Below are 23,169 nucleotides of genomic sequence, written 5' to 3' on the forward strand. Positions count from 1 at the left end.
GTCGTTCAAAGTCTGAAGTCCGCCAGATCATCGTCGGGCGAGGTCTGAGTGGAGCCAGTTGTTGAAGAACCAGCCGCACCAGGTGCATCTTTATTGTCGTCATCGATAATATCTCCGCCCGCCGAGGGCGCGTCCGGCGCGATCTCAGCCTGGTCCACCAGACCCTGCCACTGAGCCTGTGGGTTCTGTTCCAGAATGGCGAGCAGGTCGAGGAAAGCCTTGATGGTGTTGCGCGGTGTCCGGAAATAAGACTCACCAATCTTCTGGTTGCAGTGAGTCATAAAGGCCTTGAAAACCTCCTCCGGCACCAGGTAACGATCCTGGTCGCCATAGGCGAACACATGCCGCAATTTACCAAGCAGAATGTAGAGGTCTTCGGGGGTCAGGCTCTGAAGCCGGATGACCGGACCCGAAAGATCGACCAGACCATTGCGGGCAAAGCTGTTTTCAGCCAAACGGGATCGCAGCGCTTCGTAGGAATAGAGGCCCCGGCGGCTGTCCATCAGGAATTCGGGTGTGCCGCCGAAATAGACGCCGAGGGATTCAGCCGAGCCCTGGAGCACATCGTTCACGATACGGAGAATCTGCTCGTAGTTGGCATTGCGTGATTGGGCACTGACCAGCTTGAACAGGTTGACGCATTCATCAAGCATGACCAGAAAACCCGAATATCCTGCCAGGGTCACAAAGCGACTCATGACCTTCAGGTAGTCGTAAACCCAGGCATCGTCGATGATCGAGCGTACGCCGAGCGCCTCTCGAGCCTCGGTTTTGAGCGTGTACTCACCACGGAGCCAGCGAAGTGCCGCCGCCTTTCCACTCTCGCTCCCTTCTTCGAAAGCGCGCCAGTAGCATTCTATGACGGTCGCAAAGTCGTAGCCGGAAACGAGTTCCTGAATGGGGAGCAGCCTTTCCTGAATGACGTCTCCGATCATGCGACCTGATGCCTTGGCTGAAGCCTGTGCCTCCATGATGAAACGTTCGACTACGCTTGCCAGAGCTCCTCCGTCCTGCTTGGTGCGGGTAGCCATGTTACGCATGAGTTCTGCATAAAGACTGCGGGCCTGGCCCCCGCTGGCATGCAGGCGACGATCAGGGGATAAATCTGCGTGAGCCACTACCAGCTTGCTTTGCATGGCAATAGAACGGGCCAGGTTAAGGAAGAAAGTCTTGCCCGCTCCATAGTCGCCAATAATGAAACGAACCGCAGAACCTCCGTCCGCGATGCGTTTGACGTCCTGCACCACCTGATTGACTTCGCCTGCGCGACCGACCTGAACTAACTGGATGCCTGACCGTGGCACGACACCTGCACGAAGCGCCTGAATGACGCCATCACGGTCCTTGGGCTTGATTTTCTCTGCAGTGCGGGTGCCGTCTGACGCTGCGATACTGAGGTTGGTCATGATGATGCTCCCGGCGCGTCAGCAAGGAGCGCCATATTGATGATTAACGGGTCTCCGTCCTCGATAAGTTCCTCATCGAACGTATCATAGGCCCACTCGTTGATAGCTTCGAGCGCGCCATCCGGCATCAACCCGAGTTCGCGTGCCTTGGCCTCAAACCCGGAGCGTGTCCATTCCGGTTGGTTGACTAGGGCCTCAAGCAGGCGGGCCTGCTCAGGGCCAAGTCCGACGAACTTCGTTTCCTGTTCCAAAGTGGGAGAAACGGCTACCGAAATCGGAATTTCAGAGGCTTCTTCCTCATAGATTGGCGCGAGAATTGCATCGACTTCCTTAGTCTCCCGCAGGATGACGCTCACCTTGCTCATGTCAATGGCGATACCATCCTGAGATTTCACTTTCGAGGGGGGGGCTGGGATCCGATGACCGCCTCTCCGCGACTTATCATCCTCGACCACGATCGGTTCCGAAGCGTAGGATGCCGTAGCAGCAGTACCTTGATGCAAGACAGTGTAGAGTTCCCGTCGGCCAAGGCCAAAAGCTTCGTAAAGCCGCTCCAAAGCCACCATCATACCTTGATCTGTCTCACCTATTGTTACGGCGACAGAAGCTGCCAGCGAGGCAAGAGCAGTTCGTTGCTCGGGTTCTGCACTCTCTACGACGGTTTTGAGGCGGCCAAGGGTTGGTAAGCGTTCCGGAAGCAGCTGCAGACGGGCTGTCAGTCGTTTCGTTTCATGCGGGGTAAGCCGCAGCCGTGTGGTGAGAGCATCGACCAGCTTTGAGCCTAAAGTCAGGGTTTTGGCTGCCGAGCCGATGGCGGTCATGATCAGGGCTGCCGTGCGGAAGTCGGCACCTACGGGTGTTAACTGGCCTTGAGCATCGCCAATGCGGAATAGAATTATATTCTCACCTGGCTTGGTCCCACCATAGGTTGGATCTGGCTCCATGCCGTAACCTACTCGTGCCAGCATGGCGGACATGTCACGAGCTTGCCGGAGACCGGAGGCTGCCTTACCAGAACCAAAGCACCGCGGGCCCAGTTCTTCAAGCGGCACATTGGCAAGAGGTTGAGGCAAATCATCCAACCAGGCTTTGAAAGAACGAACAGTTTCTCTTTCCCCGAGTTCCACAGGCAGCATCAAGGCGGCGGCCATACTGTCAGCACGTTCACGTTCCTTGCCGACGGCTTTGGCAAATGCAGTCAAATCCTCACGAGCCCCTTCGCTGAGCGTGATCATTTTGGTCCACGTCAATTGCGCTGGATCAGGCAGGCGATCGAAGCCATCAAACTTTATTGAAGTATGAAGATACTGACTCGCCGACCGATAACTCAGATCAAGTCGGCTCTCTTTTTTATCTCTGAGCCGAAAACCATGCGGAAATTTCTGATTGAAACGATGTCGCATGAGTTCAATGAACTCCGGACGAGCTCGTGTCGTCGCAATGCGCGGCCATAAGCCGGTTAAGTGAGGAGGTAAGGATAGAATACCTGCTATGGCGAGGTCGACATCAAGCGGCATACCTCTCAATGCGTGTAGACCTAATTTAACCTGAAGCAATGGAGACATATGCTCTCCCAAAGCTGCGAGATCTGGCTTCCATGCCTCCACTGTAGGTATATCCGTAACAGCATGCTTCATTGCGATGAAATTGAGTAGTTCAGTGCTATATTTTACAAAAGAGCCGTTATGTCCGAAGAGTTCACGCAGGCGCTCTACTTCAGCTACCAATAACACCTCTTCGTCAATCGAAGGACTATCGGCTATCAGGCGACGTTCGAGCCCATAGAAGTAAAGAAAGGGATAGCCCATAGGGTAGCTGGTGTCGGATTTCCCGCTCGCCAGCCAATGCAGGTAAGCCAATCGTTGATTGGGCGTGATATCAGTGTAAGAGGGCCAATAGCCCAGATCCAGGTTCGTTTGTGGCGCTCCAGACGCGACCTTGAGTGATGGTCTGATAAGACAGGGCGCTGGAGTGTCGGTATTCCAGCCTCCTTCCGGCGCTGCCGTCAAAAAGTTGCCGACATAGACCATGCCATCGGTAATCTCGAAGCGATGGATAGTGACTTTTTCGTCAGGGAACACCCAGCGAGCATCGTCTTTCTTGTGAATCCTTGATTGTCTATACTTTTTTAAACTCTCATCATCATTGGAGAATACGTGTTGGGCATTAAAAGAGAGGCCGTATGTAGGTGGCGATGCGATAGTCTCTTTCCTGGTTTCCTTATTGGTTGTGTCCGAAATTTTGCGGTCACTGAAAATACGTTTTATCCAGGAAAACATGTTACACTCATTAAATAATCGCCAACTCTTTCAAATAGTAGAGGCTGTTCTTACTGTGTAGAAACTCCCCGCCTCTGGCGAATGGAAATCGAGATAGATAGAAGCTATTCCATTCACAATCTCAGGAGCAACCTATTCGCTTTATCGGATAATGATCCATTTGTCCGTCTTCCGAAAGGAATGTGGCATGTTCAGCTTGCGCCTGCGCCATCAGGAGATGGTCAAACGGATCACGATGATGCAGGGGCAAAGACATCAGGGTCTGTAGGTGTTCAGGCTGTATTGGTAGGAGAGAGAAACCTTCCGCAGGAATGGCTGCCAGAATATCGTTCATATCCGCATCAAGCTTTCCGATACGGATTTTGATTGCAATCTCCCATAATGACACGATACTCACCAGAATATCGTGGGCCGGATCTGCGATAATCTCTCGTGCGCTCTCACCCAGCCGGTCGGAGCCCGAAAGCCACCACAGCAACGCATGCGTATCGAGCAGCACCTTCACAGCTCGCGTTCCATGCTTTCAAGAATGTCTGGCGGTGTCTCATCAAAATCTTCGCTCATTCTGATACGCCCGCGAAGAGCTCCTGGCTGACGACGGGGGCGATAGGACGGAGCTGGTGGACGCAGTTCAGCAACGACCTGATCGTGAGACGTCACGAGGATCGTACTGCCCTGTCTGACTTGACGCAGATACGCTGTCAGGTTTCCCCTGAACTCCCGAACACCGATTTTCTGCGGATCTGGTGAGTTATCTGAAAGATGCTGGCTCATGGTCTCCTCCCTGTGTGTCACCATATCATGTACACAGAAGGAAGAGGTAGAGAATTCCTGAAACATGTTCGATTTCAGAGATACAGGTGCATGATTTTGCTTCAGCACAGTCCTATCCCGGGTGGGTTATTAACAGGTGGCAGTCTGCTTCTCATACATGGAGCAAATTCACGTCGGTGGGCACGCCGTTCTGACCAGAGATCTGGCGTGTGGAGATGCTGAGACTGGTGGGTGTCCCCGCATCATCATGAACGTGGCCTGCGACCGTACATGAGATCGATAGTCTGAGCCAATAACGGGAAATGACGTCACAATGACACCATTTCCCGTCATGTCATCGTCCCTGACGGTGTCATCACACTTCAAAACTGCTGTCATGAATGGTGTCATACGGTGTGGCAGTAATGGAGGGGAGTGTCTGGGCCGTAAAAATGGCCGCCTTTTTCCCTTTTCTGTCCCGTTTTTGTCTCTTTTCCGTCCTTTCGAAGGGAGTTTGAAGGCACGCTACCTCAATTTCATATGCATGCTGCGCAAGCATATGAAATCGCTGCGTTTTTTCTTCTTTTCTCTCGTTCTATCGCATTTAAAAATGCTCTCCCTTAACCCGTTGTTTTGGAATGTTTTTCTAAAAAATATTATCTGAGCAGGGTAATTTATGGATGGTTTTGTGTCTGTCCTCACGATTACGCATATCCGCTAATGCCCCATGGGAAGCGATGTGTGTGGTCTTTTCCTCCCTCTCTTTGGACGACAAGGATAAAAGTCATGTCTCATTACCCGCTTTCCGACCTGTTTCCCGTCACCGATGACGTTGTGCATGCAGCGATGGAACTTAAAGCCCTTCATGTTCTGGAGGGTGTTCTGCTGCTTGAGATTCTTGGCGGTAGTGAAGCTGCTTTTGAGGCTCTTGAGGGCCTGGTCATATTGCATCGCGACATGGAACGTCGTTATGGCCGCCTGGAACAGCTTTTGGCGGCTCCAGTGACGATGAAGCAGGCAGCCTGACCTCTTCAATCACACCCTATCCTACCAAAAAAACCTTTTCCTGGCTCCGCTTCACGCTGTGTGATCGGAGCCATTTTTTCAGGATGCTCCCTCATGACAACGGACTATCGTTTCGATCCTCTTCAGTTTCCGATGCCTGCCAGGACCGGTCTTTTTCCGCGTCGGGATATTGACCTCTATGCTGAGCTTTCGGCCCGTGTTGGCGTCTGTGTCCATGGATTTATGCTGGCAGATCTTGGGCGAAAGGCCTGGGATCTGCGCAAAAAATACTGGCAGCCAGGGGAGGGGGCATGGACGGCCTTTCGTGAGGCTGTGCACCAGTGCTATCCGCATCTGCCGGCAGAAGAAAAGCTCGCACAGGACGGTCATGAGTTTGATTCGCTCTACGAACTGGCCGTATACCGACGCCTCAAGTCCATGCTGCCATCGACACTAAAGCTTGACATTCATCCTGCTGTGAAGGGATGCGCTTTTCAGGAAGAAGCTTTCGCCGATTTCAAAGTGAGTTCGGCCCAGTCTGATAAGAGCTGCTTTATCGAAGTCGTCGGTCTGTTTGACCGGACGTTTACAGCCTACTCTTCCACGCAGAAGGAGCGAAAGGACGAGACCTTACGGCGACTGCATCGCTACCCAACTCATCAGCGCCCGATCCTTATTTTCAAGGACATGGTCTGTGATCCTGAACAGGTTGTGGGGGCCCTTAGGCAGGCTATTGAGGCTGTCGCGGAAGACGGGCTGCGAACTGCTGCCTGATGGGGGGCTTGCCGAATGACGCCATGATGACACCTGATTTTGGGTGTCACTGCCTGAAAAGTGGCGTCATGACATCAGAAACATGCTGTCATGCTCGTGTCATGACTGCTGTCACTGAGAAGATGGCAACAGATGCGAGAAAGCCCGAGATCAAGGAAATGGCAGAAAACAGCCGTTTCCTTTGGTATCCTTATGGTCGTTGCCATCGGCAGATGAGGGCACGCTACCTCAATTTCGTACGCACCCTGCGGGATGCATATGAAATGGCTGTTTTTGTCTAGGACTTTTCTGCAAATGCTCCCTCTGTGTTTATGCGGGTCTGTGGTGCTTCATGACACCGTTATCCATTATTCCGGAATTCTTCCCGGCATAAGGGACAGCATTTCAAAAGGCTGCGTGTCTGCCTTTCCAGGAACTCGAATACGATTTCGTTGCCGATAACCCGAGGCTGAGGCTCTTCCATTGCGCGTGACATCGCTCACACCGGTGATCAATGGGGGCGAAGGAGCATGGTGCTGCTTTCGTTCGTCATCTTCCTGATCGCGTATCTCGGTTTTGCTCTGTCCAGGAGTGCCTATCTAATTTCCGCATTTTTCGTCATTTATGGCCTGTATCAGGGCATTTCACGGAGTGTCGGCAAGGCACTCGCGTCCGATCTCGTGCCGCCAGAGCTGCGAGCCACCGGGATTGGCTGGTATAGTGCGACCGTTGGCTTGGTCCAACTGGTGGCCAGCATCGTCGCCGGAGAGTTATGGGACCATATCGGTCACGCGGCCGTATTTTACGACGGCGCGCTCTTTGCGGTCGTCTGCATCATCGGGCTGCTGGTATAGCTTCCACGGGGAACAGGAAACGGATTGTGTCTATCAGCGTCCCGTTCACCTGAAATGTGTCAGTCGGCCTCAACGGACCATGAACGGTCCACTCAGTAGGGCGGTGGAGGATAAGCCGGTGCCATGGGATAACCTGGCGCTACAGGGTACCCCGGACCCACCGGGGCGGACGGCACAGCGCCGACGGTGGCGGCGACCACGCCGGCAATGAGCCCGGTTGCCGCGGCCATCAGCAGATACTGTCCACCGGACTGCATCCAGTAATAGCCGGAAGGTGGTGCCCACAGACCATGGTAGCGGTGCCAGTCACCCACCATCCAGCGCTGCTCTCGCGGGCCGGAATAATAATCCCCTTTGCGCCAGTGTTTCATGTGACCGTAGCCGTGTCCTTCGCCATGATGATCGTGACCACCATGATCATGATCCCCGCGTGCCCATGGCGGGTCAGCGTAAGCGGTCGTGCTGACCATAATCAGGCAGGCCGACAGGAGTGCGGCAGGAAGTCGTGTCGTCATGGTACCTCCATGTGTTGAGAGCAATGAAGAAACATGCTTCTCATGACTTTTTCGTGAACGGGGGATCGGCGGCGCGTAGCGCGCGTACCGGCGCAGGTAATCCAGCGCCTCGTCGCGGGTGGGGTAGCTGCCATCCGGCGTGTCGGGCATCGACGGGGAGTGACCTGTAGGACGCGGGCGAGAACAGATGCAGGGAGTCCCAGCCGTCGAGCCCCGCCCCGCCTGACCACCGCCTACGATCACAACATCGAACTGTTCCGCCATTGCCCGGCTCACAGGCGTTCCGGAAGGCGGAATTCCGCCTTGCGTTCGCTATAGCGGTCCACGAGGTAGTCGGCCCGGTCCCGCAGCAGCCATGTGAACTTGATCAGTTCCTCCATGACATCCACCATCCGGTCATAGAGGGGGGACGGCTTCATGCGATCATCGTCACCGAACTGCGTATAGGCCATTGGCACGCTGGACTGGTTGGGGATGGTAAACATCCGCATCCACCGGCCCAGCACCCGTACGGCATTGACGGAATTGAAGCTCTGCGATCCGCCCGAGACCTGCATGACCGCCAGCGTGCGGCCCTGCGTCGGGCGGATCGAGCCTTCGGTCAGGGGCAACCAGTCGATCTGGTTCTTGAATACTGCCGTCATGTTGCCGTGCCGTTCAGGGCTGCACCAGACCTGGCCTTCCGACCAGTTCGACAGTTCCCGCAGTTCCTGCACTTTCGGATGCGTGGCAGGCACGGAATCCGCTACCGGCAGGCCGGTCGGGTCGAACACCCGTGTCTCGGCGCCCAGCACCTTCAGGATGCGTTCTGCCTCAAGCACCAGCAACCGGCTGAAGGATCGGGGACGCAAAGAGCCGTAGAGCAGAAGGATGCGCGGCGGATGGTCCACACGCGGTTGCGGTTCCAGCCGCGCGAGATCAACCCGTTCAAGATATTCGGGGTGGAGGGCCGGCAAGTCAGGTTCAGTCATTGTGATATTGGTCCATTCGTGCATTACGGGTGACTGATCCAGGGCAGCCACAGAGCCAGCGCCGCGAGTGTTGCCAGCAGGACGGGCGGCGTAATCACCAGTCCGACCTTCATATACTGCCCCCATGTGACCCGATGATTCTTGGATGCCAGCACATGCAGCCACAGCAACGTGGCGAGACTGCCGATCGGTGTAAATTTCGGCCCGAGGTCGCAGCCGATCACATTGGCATAGACCATCAGGTCGCGTGTCAGCGGCGTGAGGTCGTGTGCCTGCTCGATCGCCAGCGCCCCGACCAGTACACTCGGCATATTGTTCATGATGGACGACAGAACAGCCGCCAGAAAGCCGGTGCCGATGGTGGCGATGAACGGCCCCTGATGGCCGAGCCAGACCAGTACGATTGCGAGGTAGTCGGTCAGCCCGGCGTTGCGCAGGCCATACACCACCAGATACATACCCAACGAGAAGATCACGATCTGCCACGGGGCGCCCCGCAGCACCTTGCGAACTGGAATCACCCGGCCATATCCGGCGACGAGCAACAGGATTCCGGCGGCCAGACAGGCCACGACACAGACCGGGATATGAAACGGCGCTGTCAGGAAATAGGCTGCCAGAACGAGCGCCAGCAGCGGAAATGCCGTCCGGAATACATTGTGGTCACGAATGGCCGTGGCAGGTGCTGGCAGTTCGGCGACGGGATAGGTCGCAGGCACCTGCCGCCGATACCACAGCCACAGGACGGCAAGCGTTGCACCAAGTGCTACCAGATCGACAGGGACCATGATCGCGGCATAGCGATCGAACGCAATGCCGAAGAAATTCGCGCTGACAATGTTCACCAGATTGGAAATCACTAGCGGCAGGCTGGTGGTATCGGCGACGAAGCCCGTGGCGACAATAAAGGCCAGGGCCGCAGCAGGACTGAGGCGGAGTTGAGTGAGGATGGCGATGACAATGGGCGTGAGCAGCAGGGCTGCGCCGTCATTGGCGAAAACCGCTGCAATGGCCGCTCCCAGCACCACGATCAGCGGGAATAGCGTCCGGCCTCGCCCTTTGCCCCAGCGCACGACGTGCAGGGCGGCCCAATGGAAAAACCCGGCCTCATCCAGCAACAGCGAGATGACGATCAGCGCGATGAAGGTAAAGGTTGCGTCCCAGACGAGGTGCCAGACGACAGGAATGTCGTGCCAGTGGATCACACCAGCCGCCAGGGCCACGGCGGCACCAGCCATGGCACTCCAGCCGATACCCAGCCCCCGAGGCTGCCAGATGACAAAAACCAGCGTGGCAACGAAAATCAGAAGCGCCAGCATCAGATGATCCGCTTGCCGGATTCATCGACGATCTTCTCCCCGTCCTCTTTGACGAAAGCACCTCTCTGCGGGTTAGGCAGGATGTCCAGAACCGTCTCGGACGGACGGCAGAGTGCCGCACCGAGGGGGGTGACGACGATCGGCCGGTTAATCAGGATCGGATACGCCATCATGGCGTCGATCAGCGCATCATCGCTCAGGGCCGGATTATCGAGGCCGAGTTCGTGAAAGGGCGTGCCCTTTTCCCGCAGGACCGAGCGCACCGGAACGCCCATACGGGCGATCAGACTGACCAGTTCCGCACGGCTTGGTGGGGTTTTCAGATATTCGATGATGCAGGGGTCCTCGCCGCTGTTGCGGATCAGCGCCAGCACGTTGCGCGACGTGCCGCAGGCTGGGTTGTGGTAGATCGTGATGGTCATGAGCAGGATTCCCGGGATGGGCAGCAGGAGGACAGGGTCGCGATCAGGGGCGCGCAGAGTTCGGGGTTGCCCGCACAGCAGTCTCTGACGAGGAAGAGCATCAGGTCGCGCAAGCGCGGAAGGCACGCACGATAGACGATCAGCCGGCTATGGCGTTGCGAGGTCAGCAGACCGGCGCGGGTCAGGGTGGCGAGATGGGCCGAGATCGTGTTTTGCGGGACACCGAGATACCGCGCGACCTCGCCCGCAGGCAGGCCGTCCGGTTCGTGGCGTACCAGCAGGCGGAAGATCTCCAGCCGTGTGGACTGCGACAGGGCGCTCAGGGCAGCGAGGGCGGATTCTGTATCCATAAATCGACGTTCACGGATATATTGGATGAAGTCAACACTACCGAGGGCATGCACCGTTCAGAGCTTGCAACGTGGTGTCACACGCCGAACAGGCGGCCGATTCCGCCCGTGACGATCATCGCAACAATACCCCAGAACGTCACACGCAGTGCTGGACGCAAAGGCGCCGCACCGCCGGCAATGGCGCCAACGACGCCCAGAACAGCGAGAACCACGACGGACGTCAGGGACACGCCCCAGGACACCCATGCCACAGGGGTCAGAACCGCCGCGAGCACGGGCAGCAAGGCTCCAGATGAAAAGGCGGTTGCCGAGGCGAATGCCGCCTGTATGGGTCTTGCCGCCGTGGCTTCGGACAGACCCAGTTCATCCCTTGCATGGGCACCGAGCGCATCATGCTTCATGAGGGCAACGGCGACCTTGCGCGAGAGGTCTTTATCCAGCCCTCTCTTCTGATAAATCCCGGCCAGTTCGGTGACTTCGCCCTCCCAGTCCGTGACCAGTTCCTGTTTCTCGCGGGCGATGTCGGCGTGTTCGGAATCGGCCTGGGAACTGACCGAGACATACTCGCCCGCCGCCATGGACAGGGCGCCCGCGACAAGCGCGGACAGTCCCGCGACGAGAATGCTGCCGCGTGTCGCATGAGAACTGGCAACGCCGACGATGAGGCTGCCGGTCGACAGCGTTCCGTCATTGGCGCCGAGAACAGCCGCACGCAGCCATCCCAGTTTCTCGACGGCATGACGTTCGGCCAAAGGATGGAGGCGCGACATAAGATGACCTGCTGCTTCTGGTGAATACAAATAAAGGTTAAGATGCATCATTTGCCGCGACAACAGATATTTCATTCTGATATTGCGAGTTATTTTCAATATTATTTATGTTTTAGGAAAATCTGTTCTGTTCAGAATCCTGTCAGGTAAGCATGATACGGAAGTGGATTCAGGGTTCTTTTTTGCCGAGACGTATATGCCTTATTCAACGCCGGACATCACGGATAGCCTGCTGCGTTACGACAGGCCGACGATCATCCTTCACTGGATGACGGCCTTTCTGGTGCTGCTTCAGTTAGCTCTTGGCGAAACCTGGAACTGGCCAACAAAACCCGTCCATCATCTGATGGTGGTCGCGCATCTGACAGCCGGCATCCTGCTGACCGCAATTATGGTGTTCCGCATTGTCTGGCGTCTGACGAAAGGCCGGCATCTGTCGGACCTTCTCGTGCCTGTGGACCGGGTATTCGCCCTTGGAGCAGAGTACACGCTCTATGTGCTGCTTCTGGCGGAAATCTTGCTGGGCTATCTCTGGCGATGGGGTGCCGGGCAGACGATGAGTTTTTTCGACCTCCTGATCCCATCCCCGTTTGCACGGTTCCCGGCGGAAACCGTGACGTGGCTTCACACGCTGCATGAGTGGAACGCCTGGCTGATCATGGGCTTTGCGACAGGCCATGGCGCGGCGGCGCTTTTTCATCAGTTCGTCCTGAAGGACAAAGTTCTCGGGCGCATGTTGCCGCAGTGTTTCTTGCTCCGTCAGTGAGGCGGTCAGTATCCTGTCTGATTGTATGACTGGGCACACCGTGATGCTGGGCCGCCAACAACGTCAGCTTTTTTCGGCTTCCGTTGAACAGCAGACGTTTCGCCGTTCCGACCTTCCCGGACATTTGAAAGTGCTGAATTAATGGTCGCCTCCGCCGAGGCGAGGCCCGCATACGCCGATGCATCGGATAAGGCATTTGGCCGCTGCTAAGTCGTTTTGGGAAACAGTCCGGCAACCCAGTCGATGAACACGCGCACCCGTGGTGAGAGCTGCCGGTTGCGCGGATAGAGCAATGAGACTGGCGTCGGCGATGGTGGAGAATCGGGCAGAATCGTCACGAGAGTCCCCTGCACCAGATCCCGTTCGACATGGTAACGAGGAACCTGGATCAGCCCGAACCTGAAGGGCACGTTCAACACGATGCGCGAGGCCGCCAAGCGGCTGCATGACGGCGGGCGGATCATCAATTTCTCGTCCAGCGTCACGGGACTGCTGCAGCCGGGCTACGGCGTCTATGCCGCCACCAAGGACGCAGTGGAGGCTCTGACGAGCATTCTGGCGAAAGAACTGCGTGGCCGCGCCATCACCGTCAACGCGGTGGCCCCCGGACCGACTGCGACGGATCTGTTTCTGAACGGAAAATCACCCGAACTCATCGACCGTCTGTCGAAGCTCGCCCCGCTGGAGCAGCTGGGCCAGCCCGAGGACATCGCCGCCAGCGTCGCCTTCCTGTCCGGCCCGGATGGTGCGTGGATCAACGGCCAGACGCTGCGCGCCAATGGTGGAATCATCTGAACCCAGTCCCTGGCGTCCGGCACCGTGCCGGGCGCCTCCTATTCCATGAAAGATTGCGTGCCATGAAACAGATCATCGTCATCACCGGGGCCTCCGGCGGCTTCGGCGCGCTGGCTGCCCGTGCGCTTGCCCGATGGCTCGTGGCGTAGCGAACTGAATACCTGGCGCCGTTCGGAACGCAGTGGCGGCGCCCCCTTGGAACCTCTCCCGGTCCGTGTCCTGCGCTATCGATTGGACGGCGTGGAGAATGGCGACTAAACCTACACGCTGGTGACGACGATCCTTGATCCGGCACACGCACTTGCTTGCGATCTGGCGGCATTTTATCACGAGCGTTGGGAGATCGAGACCGCGTTCGACGAACTCAAGACCCATCTGCGCGGCGCGCGTCTGTGCTTGAGGAGCAAAACACCGGAACTTGTTCGTCAGGAATTCCACGGCCTGATGCTTGCACATTTCACGATACGAAGCCTGATGCATGAAGCGGCGTTGAAGGTAAGAGAAGATCCAGACCGGCTGTCATTCACCCATAGCCTGCAGGTCATACGCCGCAAGATAGGCCATATGGTCCTGCTTTCCCCCTCGGCAGAGAAATAAAGCGTGCCAGAATATCCTGCTTGAGATTCTTGAAGAGCGCGTCGTCAGCAGTCGCGGAAAATCACGCCATCGCGGCGAGCCTCCACCCTATCAGCCCGAAATCGTCATTATTACCTCTAAATGAACAGTATTAGGGAGATTTCTCCCCCTTGCCAGCTGTTGAATGCTACCTTGGGTAGCCATTCAACACTGCTGGCTCCTCTTAAAGATAACCTATTGAGATGCCCGATTTCCCGTTTTGTTTTTTATGTAAGAAACGAAAACGAACAAATACTTAACGAAAAAAGTGGATATAATAGCAGTGGCTTAAAAACTGGGTCTTGGCGGTCTAGTCACGACTGGCATGATTGAAAGAAGCTGTTGTTGTGGTGATCTCCCACAAATAGGCATTGTGGATATCCGTGAATTCTCAATCAGGTAATCGGTATAGCCGTTCAGGGAGTTGTCAGCTTCATCTGCTATAATAACAATTCTATCGCAGTCCTTTCTCATGATGAAACATACAATCGGCGGAATTTTATGTGTGGTCAAAGTATCGATTCTCTGACTGTAAAATTTAGGTCAAAACTAACGATCATATGTATCGTAGAAGCTGATATATTTCATATCTTGTTTGTTTTTCTGTTTTTCTTAGCTTCTTTTGGGTTTTCTTCAGAAGTGAAAGCCGAGAATTTCACATTTACTCAGGCCGTAGAAGATGCCTGGTCTATTGATCCTGATCGCAATGAATTGACTACAAATTATCACTCGGCATCAAGACGGGCTGTGGCTGCTAGGTCGTGGTTTGCTGGTGGTCCAACTGTGTCAGGCCAGTATTTTGATGACCATGCCATAGGTAGTAACGAAGGATACACAACCTACCAGGGTGGTGTGTCTGTTCCTTTTTGGCTTCCTGGACAAGGTAGCGCAACTGTGGGAGTTGCCAGAGCAGAAGCGCTTACCATCCAGGAACGGCTGCATGTGGCGCGAATGGCGGTGGCCATCAGAGTTCTGGATACATCAGCCAACGTCGTTATGGCTCAGCGCCGACTGGCAATCGCACGCATCCAGAAAGACACACTGGAAAAAATCCGGGCCTCAGTAATCCATGGGAAGCACATCGGGGAGATGACTCTTGCCGATCAGCAGATCATCGCTTCTGAAATCGCAAATGCAGCCAATGAATATTCCCAGTCTGAAGAGCAGGTCGAGACAGCGACCTCAGCGCTTCGTATCTTGCTGGGTCGCCCGGCCGTCCCCGATATCCTCTCATTTGACAATGTGGCGTTAGCGCATCACGGACTCTTCTCTGCCGAAGCCCTCGAAAATAATGATCCTCGCGTCAGAGCCGCCCGTCAGGCCGTGCATACAGCAGAAGCTGGCGTGCATCTCGCCAAAACCTCTTTCATGCCGAACCCTGAAGTTGGCGTAGCTGCAGTTCACGAAAAACAGTATGGCAGCCCGTGGGACGACCGCGTGGGGGTAACAGTTTCCATCCCGCTTCCCAGCGATGTCCGCAACGTTCCCATGGAAGCGGACGCCCGCAACAAGCTGGCAGCGGCTATCAGTCAGGAGCAGCAGGCTCGCCGCAATGTCAGGCAGGAACTTGCTCAGGTTTTTTCTCATCTGACGGCCACGAAAGATATGTTCAGAAATTCTGTTCTGTCCGCTGAGAATATGAACAGGCGCGCAAATGAGATGAATCGATCATGGCAGGTCGGTGAGACATCATTGGTCGAACTGTTACGAGCCAGATCCGCTGCCAGCAGTGCTTTGCAGCTCCGCAATCAGGCGGAAGTTGCCTGGCACGCTGCCATCATACGAACATTGATCGCCGCAGGAGAATTCCAGTGACTATTTCATCTGCCTCCATGAAAGACTGGAAATATTTACTCTGTGTCATGATTATTTTTCGCATTACTGAGCCGCCTGCACGAGCCGCCGGCAGTGCGCCGATTGTCGTAATGGGAGAGGCGGCGCAGAAGAATTCTGCTCTGGTAATCTCGATCGCAAGGAGTGGTACACTCGCAAAAAATCTGGATGCAATGGGAACCGTCACAGCCGAGGCGGGGCATGTCGTCCGTATTCACCCAGCAGGGTCCGGTAAAGTTCTGAATGTTGCTGTGGTACCTGGTCAGCATGTGCATAAAGGAGAGACGCTTCTTACCTATCAGGATCATTCATTACATCTGGTCCGCCTTGAAATGACAAGAGCACAGGCGGCACTGACGACAGCGTATGCGGCCTCTCAGAATGCAGCGTCAGCCTACCACCGGGGGCATGAACTGGAAGGAACAACAGTTGCAGCAGGAGAGACCAGGCGTCGCCTGGCCATATTCCAGGCAGCAAAAGACGATGTTATAGCCCGACAGGCTGATGTAGATACGCTGAAGCATCAACTTGAAGAAGAATACAACTCCGTTACGGAATCAGATAAAGCCCAGACCAGTCCGCTGGACGAGACATCGTCAATCATTGCCCCGACCACAGCAGAAGTACAGAGTGTGTTCGTTGGCGTTGCTGACGACATTTCCCCTGCGACGGAACTGATAGGCCTGACAGACATGTCATCGGTATGGATTGTTTCTGACATCCTGCCTCAGGATGCCGCTCAGGTGGTCCAGGGCGGCGAACAGACCACCGAACTCACATCGGACACAGGGACGACATTACTGAAATCGAAAATAACTTCGGTAGGGAGCATGGCGGATCCGGTCACAGGCCTCGTCCGCGTCATAAGCACGGCCCCCAATCCAGATGGCAGTCTTCATCCAGGCATGTTTCTCAATACCCATCTGCCAACACGCGAAAAGACGGCAGGCATCATTGTGCCGGAGAACGCTGTCACAGAAATCAACGGCGTAAGCACTGTATTTGTGCCGGTGAGTCCAAACCGGTTTCGGCCACAGGAAGTGCATGTTGGTGCTACGGGCAATGGACAGAAAGTCATTACCTCTGGCCTCTCCGCAGGTGAGCGGATCGTAACGCAAGGCGCATTCGCCCTGAAGGCGGTGATGCTGGTGTCAGATATGAATGATGGAGACTGAGAGCGTCATGCGTAGCGTTCTCTCCGCCCTGCAGACCCGACGCTGGCTAGTCCTTGGGGTAATCTTCCTGACATTCATCGCCGGGTGTATGATCGTGCGTGGCCTTCCCGTGGAAGCCGTGCCCGACATTTCGCCCCGGCAGGTGCTCGTTTCCGTTGTTGCTCCCGGCCTCGCTACGGAAGAAGTCGAACGGCTGATCACCTTTCCGATCGAGGCCAGTATGGCCGGCATCCCGGAGATGACAGATCTACGGTCGGTCTCCCGTTCAGGAGTCTCGGTCGTTTACATCCAGTTCGCGGATGAGACGGACATCAATCTTGACCGTGCTCGTGTGGAAGAACGGATTCAGCAGGCCAGAGGCATGATATCTGTGCCGGGAGTCAGTGTGAATATCGGGCCACTCGCTACAGGGCTTGGTGAAATCATGCAGTTGCAGATCAAAGGCGACGGTTATTCGCTGATGGATCTGAACCGTCTGATGACATGGACTGTCGCACCGCAGTTGAAACTGGTTCCGGGCGTCGTGGACGTGAACGTGAACGGTGGTGCCGAACAGACATTTCAGGTCGCTCTCGATCAGGCCCGCCTTATGGCACTGGGTGTGTCAGTTGATGACGTCTTCCGGGCGGTGGATGGCAATAACTCCGCATCAGGAGGTGGATGGATTGAGCATGGTGAAGAACAGCAGATCGTTGTCGGACGCGGCCTGATCGGTTCACTTGATGACTTTGGGTCCATTCCCGTCCGGGCCAACACTAACGGTTCCGCCATTTTCCTGCGGGATGTCGGGCACATTTCCATGGGACCGAGAACACGACTGGGTGCCGTCACGCGTGATGGTCAGGGCGAGGTTGTCATTGGCGTCATCATGATGCGCATGGGAGCGAGTTCCGACACCACCTTAGCCGCCATCGAAGCAGCACTTCCCGGCATTCGTCAATCTCTTCCTAAAGGTGTGACGCTTGACCCTTATTACGTGCGTTCAACGCTGACAGACAGCACCATCAGGACCGTGAAAGAAAATCTTGTCGTTGGAGCACTCCTGGTCATCAGTGTTCTGATCGTGGTGATCGGTGACTGGCGGGCGTCACTGGTCATCGCGTCAGTCATCCCGTTTGCGCTCGTCTGTGCAATGGCCGGCATGCGATGGTTCGGAATTTCCGCCAATCTACTCAGTCTTGGTGCCATCGACTTCGGCATGATCGTCGATAGTTCCCTCGTCGTGGTCGAAAATTTCATGACCCATCGTGCTCGTGACAGGGCCAGTGGACAGAATACGTCGCCGGCTTCTCTCGCAGTCTCAGCAGCAACCGAAGTACTCCGTCCCGTAAGTTTCGGCATTCTTGTCATTGTGATGGTCTATCTGCCGATCCTGACATTGCAGGACATCGAAGGCAAAATGTTCCGCCCCATGGCGCAGACGGTCATCATGGCGCTGTTGGCCTCTCTGTTTTACTGTGTTGTCGGGATACCGGTGATTGCGGCTTTGGCGATGAGGTCTGCAAGCCATCATGACGATACCCGTCTGGTTGCTTTTCTTCGTCGTGGTTATGGTCCCATGCTGAACTGGTGTGAAAACCGACCACGGACCCTGTTTGGCACAACTTTCGCGATTTTTGCTTTTTCTGTCTGGATCGGCCTGCATCTGGGTGGCGAGTTCATTCCGTCTCTCGACGAAGGGGCCCTGACGGTAACTACGACACGACTGCCCGGCATTTCGCTGCCCGAGGCCTTGAAGGAAGTCAACCTTCAGGAGCGTATCCTGCGTCGCTTTCCCGAGGTCACCAGCGTTGTGAGCAACACAGGAACATCAGCCATTCCGACTGATCCGATGGGCGTTAACGAGACAGACAGTTTCATTTTTCTGAGGCCACCATCACAGTGGACCACGGCGCATACGCAGGAGGGGCTCGTTACGGCGATGAGTCAGGTGCTGAGCACTGAACTGCCCGGAATGGAGCAGTCATGGAGTCAGCCAGTGCAGATGCGGATGGATGACCTCCTGTCCGGTGTCAGGACCCAGATTGCCGTTTCGATCTATGGGGATGATCTCGCTACGCTGGCGCGGCTGGGGGACAGGGTAGCGAGTGTCATGAAAACCATTCCCGGTGCGGCTGACGTGGCTCCACAGGGAGACGGCACCGTTTCTTTCATCCATATCGACATTGATCGTCGAAAGGCGGCGCGGCTGGGTATTTCCCAGCAGGAACTTCTAAACGTAGTTGAAGCGGTCGGCGGTCATATTGGACGGCCCGTCACAGTCGGTAACGCACTGATCAGCACGCAGGTCCGTTTCGATCCTGCCCAGGCAGGCACACGTGACCAGATCGCCCGCCTGAGGGTCCGCCGCGCCGATGGCCGAGGAGCGGTCCTGCTTTCAGAGATCGCGGGGGTCACGGTACAGGACGGTCCTCCCCGTATCAGCCGGGATAATATCCGCCGTCGTCTGATCGTGCAGGCCAATGTTCGTGGGCGAGACCTCAGCTCCTTTGTTGCCGAAGCACAGAAGGCAGTCAGCAGAAAAATCACCATGCCTCCCGGTTATCGCATCGTGTGGGCGGGTCAGTTCCAGAACCTGAAGTCAGCCATGGCACGTCTGGGAGTTGTCGTGCCGATTGCATTGGTATTGATTTTTGCCCTGCTTGTCGTTGCGCTGAATTCCGTCTGGCTGGCCGGGCTTGTTTTCGTCAATCTGCCAGTTGCCGCGACAGGTGGCATCCTGGCCCTCGCTCTGCGTGGCCTGCCATTCAGCGTCTCCGCGGGGATCGGGTTTATTGCGCTGTTCGGTGTGGCGGTTCTGAATGGCGTGGTACTCGTCACCGCCATTAATTCCCTGCGCGTGGCAGGCCGGGATGCTGCTCGTGCCGCGTATGAAGCCGCGGAAGAACGTTTCCGGCCGGTCATGGCGACAGCGCTGGTCGCCAGTCTTGGTTTCATTCCCATGGCAGTCTCGACCAGTGCCGGTGCCGAAGTTGAACGCCCTCTGGCGACCGTCGTCATTGGTGGTCTGATCTCCTCGACACTCCTGACATTGCTTGTGCTGCCCTCTCTCTACGCACGTATCATGAAAAATCGCATCGCATGAAAATCCTGATTATCGAAGACGAACCCGCTCTGGGCTCGGCCGTAAGAGACCGCGTCCGCCAGGCCGGACATGTCGTCGACTGGTTCAAAACCCTGACCGATGCCCGGGCAGCCCTGATTGCCTCTTCTTATGATTTCCTACTACTGGATCTTGGTCTTCCAGACGGTAATGGTCGGGATCTGCTACGGGAAATCCGGCGGGACTGTTCATCTCTGGCCATCCTGATCACCACAGCTCAGGATCAGGTCAGTGACAGGATCGCGGGGCTGTCAGAAGGCGCAGATGATTATATTGTCAAACCTTATGATCTCGACGAACTCGTTGCCCGTATCGACGCTGTTGCCAGGCGTTACGCGGCCCTTCCAGACAATGTGGTCATGGTGGGCACTATCAGAATAGACCTCGCGCGCCGTCAGCTTGAACGCGATGGCCAGACAGTTGATCTGTCTGCGCGTGAATGGGCTATTGTCGAACTTCTTGCGCGCCGGCCTGGAGCAGTCTGCAGTCGTGAGCAGATTGAAGACGCCCTTTATGGTCTTAGTGACGATGTGGAAAGCAACGCCATTGAAGTTTTCGTCAGCAGGATAAGGAAGAAAACCGGACCTGGTCTGATCATGACAGTCAGGGGTAGAGGCTATTGTCTCGCGGAGAACACGTCCCGATGAAGCGCTGGAGTCTGGCGTCCCGTATCGTGTCCGGAACACTGATCATCGTGCTTGGCGCACTGGTGCTTCTCAGTATTCTTGTTGCGGCCTTTACCCGCTATGAAGTTACGGAGCGTCTTGACAACTCGTTACAGGAAGTGGCCGAGCGTCTGGAGTTTGTCATCAGTGAACTGGACAAAACCGACAGGGCTTCCGTCACCCCAGGTGGTCAGATTGCGCAACTCCCCGGGGTGAACCGGCGAACGCTGGCCTACCAGATCACCACATCGGACGGTCGCCTTGAGGTCAGGTCACAGAATGCGCCGGAGACACTATTCGTACCACGTCTGAAGTCAGGATTTTACAACATCTCATTATTCAGAGTGTATGTCGTACCATCAGCGTCTGGTCGCCATTACATTCTGGTGGGTGAGCCGACTTTTCACAGAAATGAAGCTGTCAGGCGGGCTATTCTGATTTCAGTTCTGCCAATGGTAATATTTTTCCCGGCGATCTGGGTTCTGGTCCGCTGGCGTGTCCGTCGCGCCATGCGTCCTCTGACCAGCCTTCAGCAGGAAATCAGGAGCCGGGGAGGATCGAATCTGGCCCCCGTTCCCCCATTGGATCTCCCCGAAGAACTGGTGTCCATTCACTCGGCCGTCAATCTTCTGCTTGAACGTCTGAAAATGGCGCTTTCGACAGAGCGCGCTTTTGCGGCCAACGCAGCCCATGAACTACGCAATCCAGTAGGAGCGCTTCTTGCACAGGTTCAGGTTCTCAGGAATTTTCTTGTAGGGTCGGACTATGAAGAGCGTGCAACGATCATCATGCAGCAGGCCCGCAGAATTGGCCGGATGATGGAAAAGCTGCTTCAGCTTTCAAGAGCGACATCAGGGATCGCTCTGACCGGGAACATGTTCGATCTGGTGCCTGTCATTCGATTTCTGGCAGAAGAACTTGAGCGGGAAAAAAACCAGCCGATTGAATTTTCTGGAGCATCTCATCTCATGATCCGGGGCGATATGGATGCAACAGGTATCCTGTTTCGCAATCTTCTCGAAAACGCCGTTCTTCATGGTTCATCTGCGCAAGCCGTCAGTGTGATCATCACGCAAGATCATAAAGTCCTGATCTGCAATGATTGCGAACAGCTGCCATCTGAAATTTTGCGGGATATGGAAAAGCCTTTCGTCAGAGGAAAGACCGATGCCGAAGGCAGCGGCCTCGGCATGGCGATTGCGCGACAGATAGCTCAGCAGCTGCATGCCGACATGGTGGTGAGTTCGCCTATACCTGGAACGGACAGAGGCGTCCTGGTGACAGTTCGATTGCAGGTCAATTAGATCAAAGATTACGTCTGAGCGGACCAGGAAATCTGACGCTCTATCTATCAGATCCTAGGATTAAACAGTTCGCGTCTGCCGAGACGTTGCATTTCGGAATACACGACGTCGAAGCATCCACGTAGTGCATTCCATAGTTGACCAAATTCCATGTCCAGTTTTTCACTACGTTATTTGTCCCAGAACGATTCCTCCCACTGCACCGAGAACAACTACGAACAGTGGTGGCGCTCGCCAGACTGTCAGTAAAACAAAGCCGACAAGCACGAGTCCAAAATCTCCCGACGATTTGACCGCACTTGTCCAGACCGGCGTGTACAACGCGGCGCCCAGCAGGCCCACAACCGTTGCATTGACACCACGCATGATTGCCTGCGCTGCGGGACGGCTGCGGAAGGAATCCCAGAAGGGCAGTACACCGATGAGGATCAGGATACCCGGCAGAAAGATGCCAAACAGGGCTAGGAAGGCGCCTGGCACACCGTGGGGCGATTGCTTGACGATCACGCCGAGATAGGCCGCAAACGTGAAGAGCGGCCCCGGAACCGCCTGTGCGGCGCTATAACCGGCGAGAAAGACATCGTCACTGACCAGACCTGGTGTCACAAAGGCTTCATGGAGCAATGGTAGTACCACATGACCGCCGCCAAACACGAGTGCGCCAGACCGGTAGAAGGCATCGAACAGTGAAAATCTCCCAGGCGCGCCATGGCCGCCGAGAATAGGGAGAGCGAAGAGCAGCACCACAAAGGCCAGAAGCGCAGCCGCCCCGACACGGCGCGATACGGGCACGGCGACATGTCCGATGTCCGATGTCGGAAGAGCGCGACAGAACCATAGGCCGACAATGCCACCGATGGCTATAGCGCCGATCTGGGCAAAGGGCGAGGTGACAAACAGAATGATGAGCGCGGCCACCACCGCGATGGATGCACGACCCCGATCTGGACACAGCGTACGTGCCATGCCCCACACGGCCTGTGCGACGATTGCCACGGCGACGAGCTTCAATCCATGCAAAAGACCAAGGCCAATCGGTCCTACTAGCGCGCTCGCGCTATAAGCAAAGAGAACAAGGGCGAACGCCGAAGGCAGAGTAAAGCCGGTCCATGCGGCGACGCCGCCAAAATAGCCCGCCCGCATCAGACCAATGGAAAATCCCACCTGACTGCTCACCGGACCGGGCAGAAACTGACAGAGCCCCACAAGATCCGCATAGGCGCGCTCATCAAGCCACCGCCGTTGGACGACAAATTCATTGCGGAAATACCCGATATGCGCGATCGGTCCGCCAAAGCAGGTCACGCCCAGCCGGAGGAAAATAAACAGAACTGCCCATGCAGTGGCCGTTCGTTGACGTTCTGGCGCTCGACCACAGGGCGCGGTGGTCATCGGGGTGAGCCCTTTAAATTCCGGACAGGTTCAAGGCAGATATCGTACCCATTTTAAGAACGCTATGTTAACAGATCGACTCCTGCAATCACAAAAAGTCTGCATAAGTCTGCGAGGAATG

25 protein-coding genes are annotated in these 23,169 nt (G+C 55.8%); 13 read left to right on the forward strand and 12 right to left on the reverse strand.

Translation table 11 applies throughout. The features are described 5' to 3' along the window. Positions 1-5: 5 nt before the first annotated feature. The 4 genes from QWU00_RS08275 to QWU00_RS08290 all read right to left on the reverse strand — a co-directional run bounded on the left by QWU00_RS08275 (position 6) and on the right by QWU00_RS08290 (position 4,525). Entirely contained in the window at positions 6-1,406 is a 1,401-nt protein-coding gene (locus tag QWU00_RS08275) for an ATP-binding protein (protein WP_035379734.1), read from the reverse strand. Further along, a complete protein-coding gene (locus QWU00_RS08280) occupies positions 1,403-3,685 on the reverse strand; it encodes a TerB N-terminal domain-containing protein (protein ID WP_035379732.1) in 2,283 nt (760 codons plus the stop codon). The genes QWU00_RS08275 and QWU00_RS08280 overlap by 4 nt, the downstream gene beginning before the upstream one ends. A gap of 121 nt (positions 3,686-3,806) precedes the next feature. Continuing rightward, positions 3,807-4,190, reverse strand: a complete 384-nt coding sequence (locus QWU00_RS08285) for a type II toxin-antitoxin system VapC family toxin (RefSeq protein ID WP_035379729.1) — start codon at positions 4,188-4,190, stop codon at positions 3,807-3,809. Further along, complete coding sequence (locus QWU00_RS08290; protein WP_179946508.1) at positions 4,187-4,525, reverse strand: type II toxin-antitoxin system Phd/YefM family antitoxin; 339 nt, start codon at positions 4,523-4,525, stop codon at positions 4,187-4,189. The genes QWU00_RS08285 and QWU00_RS08290 overlap by 4 nt, the downstream gene beginning before the upstream one ends. A 247-nt stretch (positions 4,526-4,772) precedes the next feature. Between QWU00_RS08290 and QWU00_RS08295 the strand changes: the two genes are divergently transcribed. From QWU00_RS08295 to QWU00_RS08315, 5 genes are all read left to right on the forward strand, one after another. Next, complete coding sequence (locus QWU00_RS08295; RefSeq protein ID WP_145912914.1) at positions 4,773-5,102, forward strand: hypothetical protein; 330 nt, start codon at positions 4,773-4,775, stop codon at positions 5,100-5,102. Positions 5,103-5,224: 122 nt separating this feature from the next. Then, on the forward strand, positions 5,225-5,464 hold the full coding sequence (locus QWU00_RS08300; RefSeq protein WP_035379726.1) for a hypothetical protein: 240 nt from the start codon (positions 5,225-5,227) through the stop codon (positions 5,462-5,464). Between the two features lie 93 nt (positions 5,465-5,557). Then, positions 5,558-6,217, forward strand: a complete 660-nt coding sequence (locus QWU00_RS08305; RefSeq protein ID WP_035379724.1) for a hypothetical protein — start codon at positions 5,558-5,560, stop codon at positions 6,215-6,217. A gap of 23 nt (positions 6,218-6,240) precedes the next feature. Beyond that, on the forward strand, positions 6,241-6,498 hold the full coding sequence (locus tag QWU00_RS08310) for a hypothetical protein (RefSeq protein ID WP_150395644.1): 258 nt from the start codon (positions 6,241-6,243) through the stop codon (positions 6,496-6,498). A 192-nt stretch (positions 6,499-6,690) separates the two neighbouring features. Then, positions 6,691-7,050, forward strand: a complete 360-nt coding sequence (locus QWU00_RS08315; protein WP_261763960.1) for an MFS transporter — start codon at positions 6,691-6,693, stop codon at positions 7,048-7,050. Between the two features lie 92 nt (positions 7,051-7,142). Here QWU00_RS08315 and QWU00_RS08320 read toward each other — a convergent pair whose 3' ends face one another. From QWU00_RS08320 to QWU00_RS08345, 6 genes are all read right to left on the reverse strand, one after another. Further along, positions 7,143-7,829, reverse strand: coding sequence for an RcnB family protein (locus QWU00_RS08320; protein ID WP_231551659.1), 687 nt, complete (start codon positions 7,827-7,829; stop codon positions 7,143-7,145). A gap of 8 nt (positions 7,830-7,837) precedes the next feature. Next, positions 7,838-8,536: an arsenical resistance protein ArsH gene (arsH, locus tag QWU00_RS08325; protein ID WP_035379757.1), complete on the reverse strand. Its 699-nt coding sequence runs from the start codon at positions 8,534-8,536 to the stop codon at positions 7,838-7,840. Positions 8,537-8,559: 23 nt separating this feature from the next. Further along, positions 8,560-9,855, reverse strand: coding sequence for an arsenic transporter (locus tag QWU00_RS08330; RefSeq protein WP_035379720.1), 1,296 nt, complete (start codon positions 9,853-9,855; stop codon positions 8,560-8,562). Then, positions 9,855-10,277 carry an arsenate reductase (glutaredoxin) gene (gene arsC / locus QWU00_RS08335; protein WP_035379718.1) on the reverse strand — a complete coding sequence of 141 codons (423 nt, stop codon included), beginning with the start codon at positions 10,275-10,277 and terminating at the stop codon, positions 9,855-9,857. The genes QWU00_RS08330 and arsC overlap by 1 nt, the downstream gene beginning before the upstream one ends. Continuing rightward, the gene (locus tag QWU00_RS08340) at positions 10,274-10,627 is read right to left on the reverse strand and encodes an ArsR/SmtB family transcription factor (RefSeq protein ID WP_035379755.1); all 354 of its coding nucleotides are present in this window, start codon (positions 10,625-10,627) and stop codon (positions 10,274-10,276) included. The genes arsC and QWU00_RS08340 overlap by 4 nt, the downstream gene beginning before the upstream one ends. Positions 10,628-10,704: 77 nt before the next feature. Continuing rightward, positions 10,705-11,400 (reverse strand): VIT1/CCC1 transporter family protein, encoded by a 696-nt coding sequence (locus QWU00_RS08345; RefSeq protein WP_035379753.1) that lies wholly within the window; start codon positions 11,398-11,400, stop codon positions 10,705-10,707. 163 nt (positions 11,401-11,563) lie between these two features. On the opposite strand from QWU00_RS08345, the gene QWU00_RS08350 reads away from it, so the two are divergent. After that, positions 11,564-12,166, forward strand: coding sequence for a cytochrome b (locus QWU00_RS08350; RefSeq protein ID WP_304651035.1), 603 nt, complete (start codon positions 11,564-11,566; stop codon positions 12,164-12,166). A 206-nt stretch (positions 12,167-12,372) separates the two neighbouring features. Here QWU00_RS08350 and QWU00_RS08355 read toward each other — a convergent pair whose 3' ends face one another. Beyond that, positions 12,373-12,630 (reverse strand): LysR substrate-binding domain-containing protein, encoded by a 258-nt coding sequence (locus QWU00_RS08355; protein WP_197056315.1) that lies wholly within the window; start codon positions 12,628-12,630, stop codon positions 12,373-12,375. Here QWU00_RS08355 and QWU00_RS08360 point away from each other — a divergent pair. From QWU00_RS08360 to QWU00_RS08390, 7 genes are all read left to right on the forward strand, one after another. Continuing rightward, positions 12,587-12,961, forward strand: coding sequence for an SDR family oxidoreductase (locus QWU00_RS08360; RefSeq protein WP_456303478.1), 375 nt, complete (start codon positions 12,587-12,589; stop codon positions 12,959-12,961). The two genes, QWU00_RS08355 and QWU00_RS08360, sit on opposite strands and share 44 nt — an antisense overlap. Positions 12,962-13,231: 270 nt before the next feature. Next, positions 13,232-13,558 carry a transposase gene (locus QWU00_RS08365; RefSeq protein WP_052051307.1) on the forward strand — a complete coding sequence of 109 codons (327 nt, stop codon included), beginning with the start codon at positions 13,232-13,234 and terminating at the stop codon, positions 13,556-13,558. Positions 13,559-14,215: 657 nt separating this feature from the next. Continuing rightward, positions 14,216-15,391, forward strand: a complete 1,176-nt coding sequence (locus QWU00_RS08370) for a TolC family protein (protein ID WP_052051309.1) — start codon at positions 14,216-14,218, stop codon at positions 15,389-15,391. After that, positions 15,388-16,584: an efflux RND transporter periplasmic adaptor subunit gene (locus tag QWU00_RS08375; RefSeq protein WP_231551658.1), complete on the forward strand. Its 1,197-nt coding sequence runs from the start codon at positions 15,388-15,390 to the stop codon at positions 16,582-16,584. The genes QWU00_RS08370 and QWU00_RS08375 overlap by 4 nt, the downstream gene beginning before the upstream one ends. 7 nt (positions 16,585-16,591) lie before the next feature. Next, entirely contained in the window at positions 16,592-19,669 is a 3,078-nt protein-coding gene (locus QWU00_RS08380) for an efflux RND transporter permease subunit (protein ID WP_035379745.1), read from the forward strand. Then, on the forward strand, positions 19,666-20,334 hold the full coding sequence (locus QWU00_RS08385; protein WP_035379714.1) for a response regulator transcription factor: 669 nt from the start codon (positions 19,666-19,668) through the stop codon (positions 20,332-20,334). Before QWU00_RS08380 ends, QWU00_RS08385 begins: the two co-directional genes overlap by 4 nt. Further along, complete coding sequence (locus tag QWU00_RS08390; RefSeq protein ID WP_035379712.1) at positions 20,331-21,656, forward strand: sensor histidine kinase; 1,326 nt, start codon at positions 20,331-20,333, stop codon at positions 21,654-21,656. Before QWU00_RS08385 ends, QWU00_RS08390 begins: the two co-directional genes overlap by 4 nt. Positions 21,657-21,821: 165 nt before the next feature. Here QWU00_RS08390 and chrA read toward each other — a convergent pair whose 3' ends face one another. After that, complete coding sequence (chrA, locus tag QWU00_RS08395; RefSeq protein ID WP_035379710.1) at positions 21,822-23,048, reverse strand: chromate efflux transporter; 1,227 nt, start codon at positions 23,046-23,048, stop codon at positions 21,822-21,824. Between the last annotated feature and the right edge of the window lie 121 nt (positions 23,049-23,169).

This window comes from Acetobacter tropicalis (assembly GCF_030644465.1).
In the GTDB taxonomy this organism is placed as follows: domain Bacteria; phylum Pseudomonadota; class Alphaproteobacteria; order Acetobacterales; family Acetobacteraceae; genus Acetobacter; species Acetobacter tropicalis.

Bases quoted from the DNA above. Each gene is read 5' to 3' on its own strand.
- QWU00_RS08275 (WP_035379734.1), bottom strand. From the start codon at position 1,406: ATGACCAACCTCAGTATCGCAGCGTCAGACGGCACCCGCACTGCAGAG.
- QWU00_RS08280 (WP_035379732.1), bottom strand. From the start codon at position 3,685: ATGTTTTCCTGGATAAAACGTATTTTCAGTGACCGCAAAATTTCGGAC.
- QWU00_RS08290 (WP_179946508.1), bottom strand. From the start codon at position 4,525: ATGTTTCAGGAATTCTCTACCTCTTCCTTCTGTGTACATGATATGGTG.
- QWU00_RS08295 (WP_145912914.1), top strand. From the start codon at position 4,773: ATGACACCATTTCCCGTCATGTCATCGTCCCTGACGGTGTCATCACAC.
- QWU00_RS08300 (WP_035379726.1), top strand. From the start codon at position 5,225: ATGTCTCATTACCCGCTTTCCGACCTGTTTCCCGTCACCGATGACGTT.
- QWU00_RS08305 (WP_035379724.1), top strand. From the start codon at position 5,558: ATGACAACGGACTATCGTTTCGATCCTCTTCAGTTTCCGATGCCTGCC.
- QWU00_RS08310 (WP_150395644.1), top strand. From the start codon at position 6,241: ATGATGACACCTGATTTTGGGTGTCACTGCCTGAAAAGTGGCGTCATG.
- QWU00_RS08320 (WP_231551659.1), bottom strand. From the start codon at position 7,829: ATGGCGGAACAGTTCGATGTTGTGATCGTAGGCGGTGGTCAGGCGGGG.
- arsH (WP_035379757.1), bottom strand. From the start codon at position 8,536: ATGACTGAACCTGACTTGCCGGCCCTCCACCCCGAATATCTTGAACGG.
- QWU00_RS08330 (WP_035379720.1), bottom strand. From the start codon at position 9,855: ATGCTGGCGCTTCTGATTTTCGTTGCCACGCTGGTTTTTGTCATCTGG.
- arsC (WP_035379718.1), bottom strand. From the start codon at position 10,277: ATGACCATCACGATCTACCACAACCCAGCCTGCGGCACGTCGCGCAAC.
- QWU00_RS08340 (WP_035379755.1), bottom strand. From the start codon at position 10,627: ATGGATACAGAATCCGCCCTCGCTGCCCTGAGCGCCCTGTCGCAGTCC.
- QWU00_RS08345 (WP_035379753.1), bottom strand. From the start codon at position 11,400: ATGTCGCGCCTCCATCCTTTGGCCGAACGTCATGCCGTCGAGAAACTG.
- QWU00_RS08360 (WP_456303478.1), top strand. From the start codon at position 12,587: ATGCGCGAGGCCGCCAAGCGGCTGCATGACGGCGGGCGGATCATCAAT.
- QWU00_RS08355 (WP_197056315.1), bottom strand. From the start codon at position 12,630: ATGATCCGCCCGCCGTCATGCAGCCGCTTGGCGGCCTCGCGCATCGTG.
- QWU00_RS08380 (WP_035379745.1), top strand. From the start codon at position 16,592: ATGCGTAGCGTTCTCTCCGCCCTGCAGACCCGACGCTGGCTAGTCCTT.
- QWU00_RS08385 (WP_035379714.1), top strand. From the start codon at position 19,666: ATGAAAATCCTGATTATCGAAGACGAACCCGCTCTGGGCTCGGCCGTA.
- QWU00_RS08390 (WP_035379712.1), top strand. From the start codon at position 20,331: ATGAAGCGCTGGAGTCTGGCGTCCCGTATCGTGTCCGGAACACTGATC.
- chrA (WP_035379710.1), bottom strand. From the start codon at position 23,048: ATGACCACCGCGCCCTGTGGTCGAGCGCCAGAACGTCAACGAACGGCC.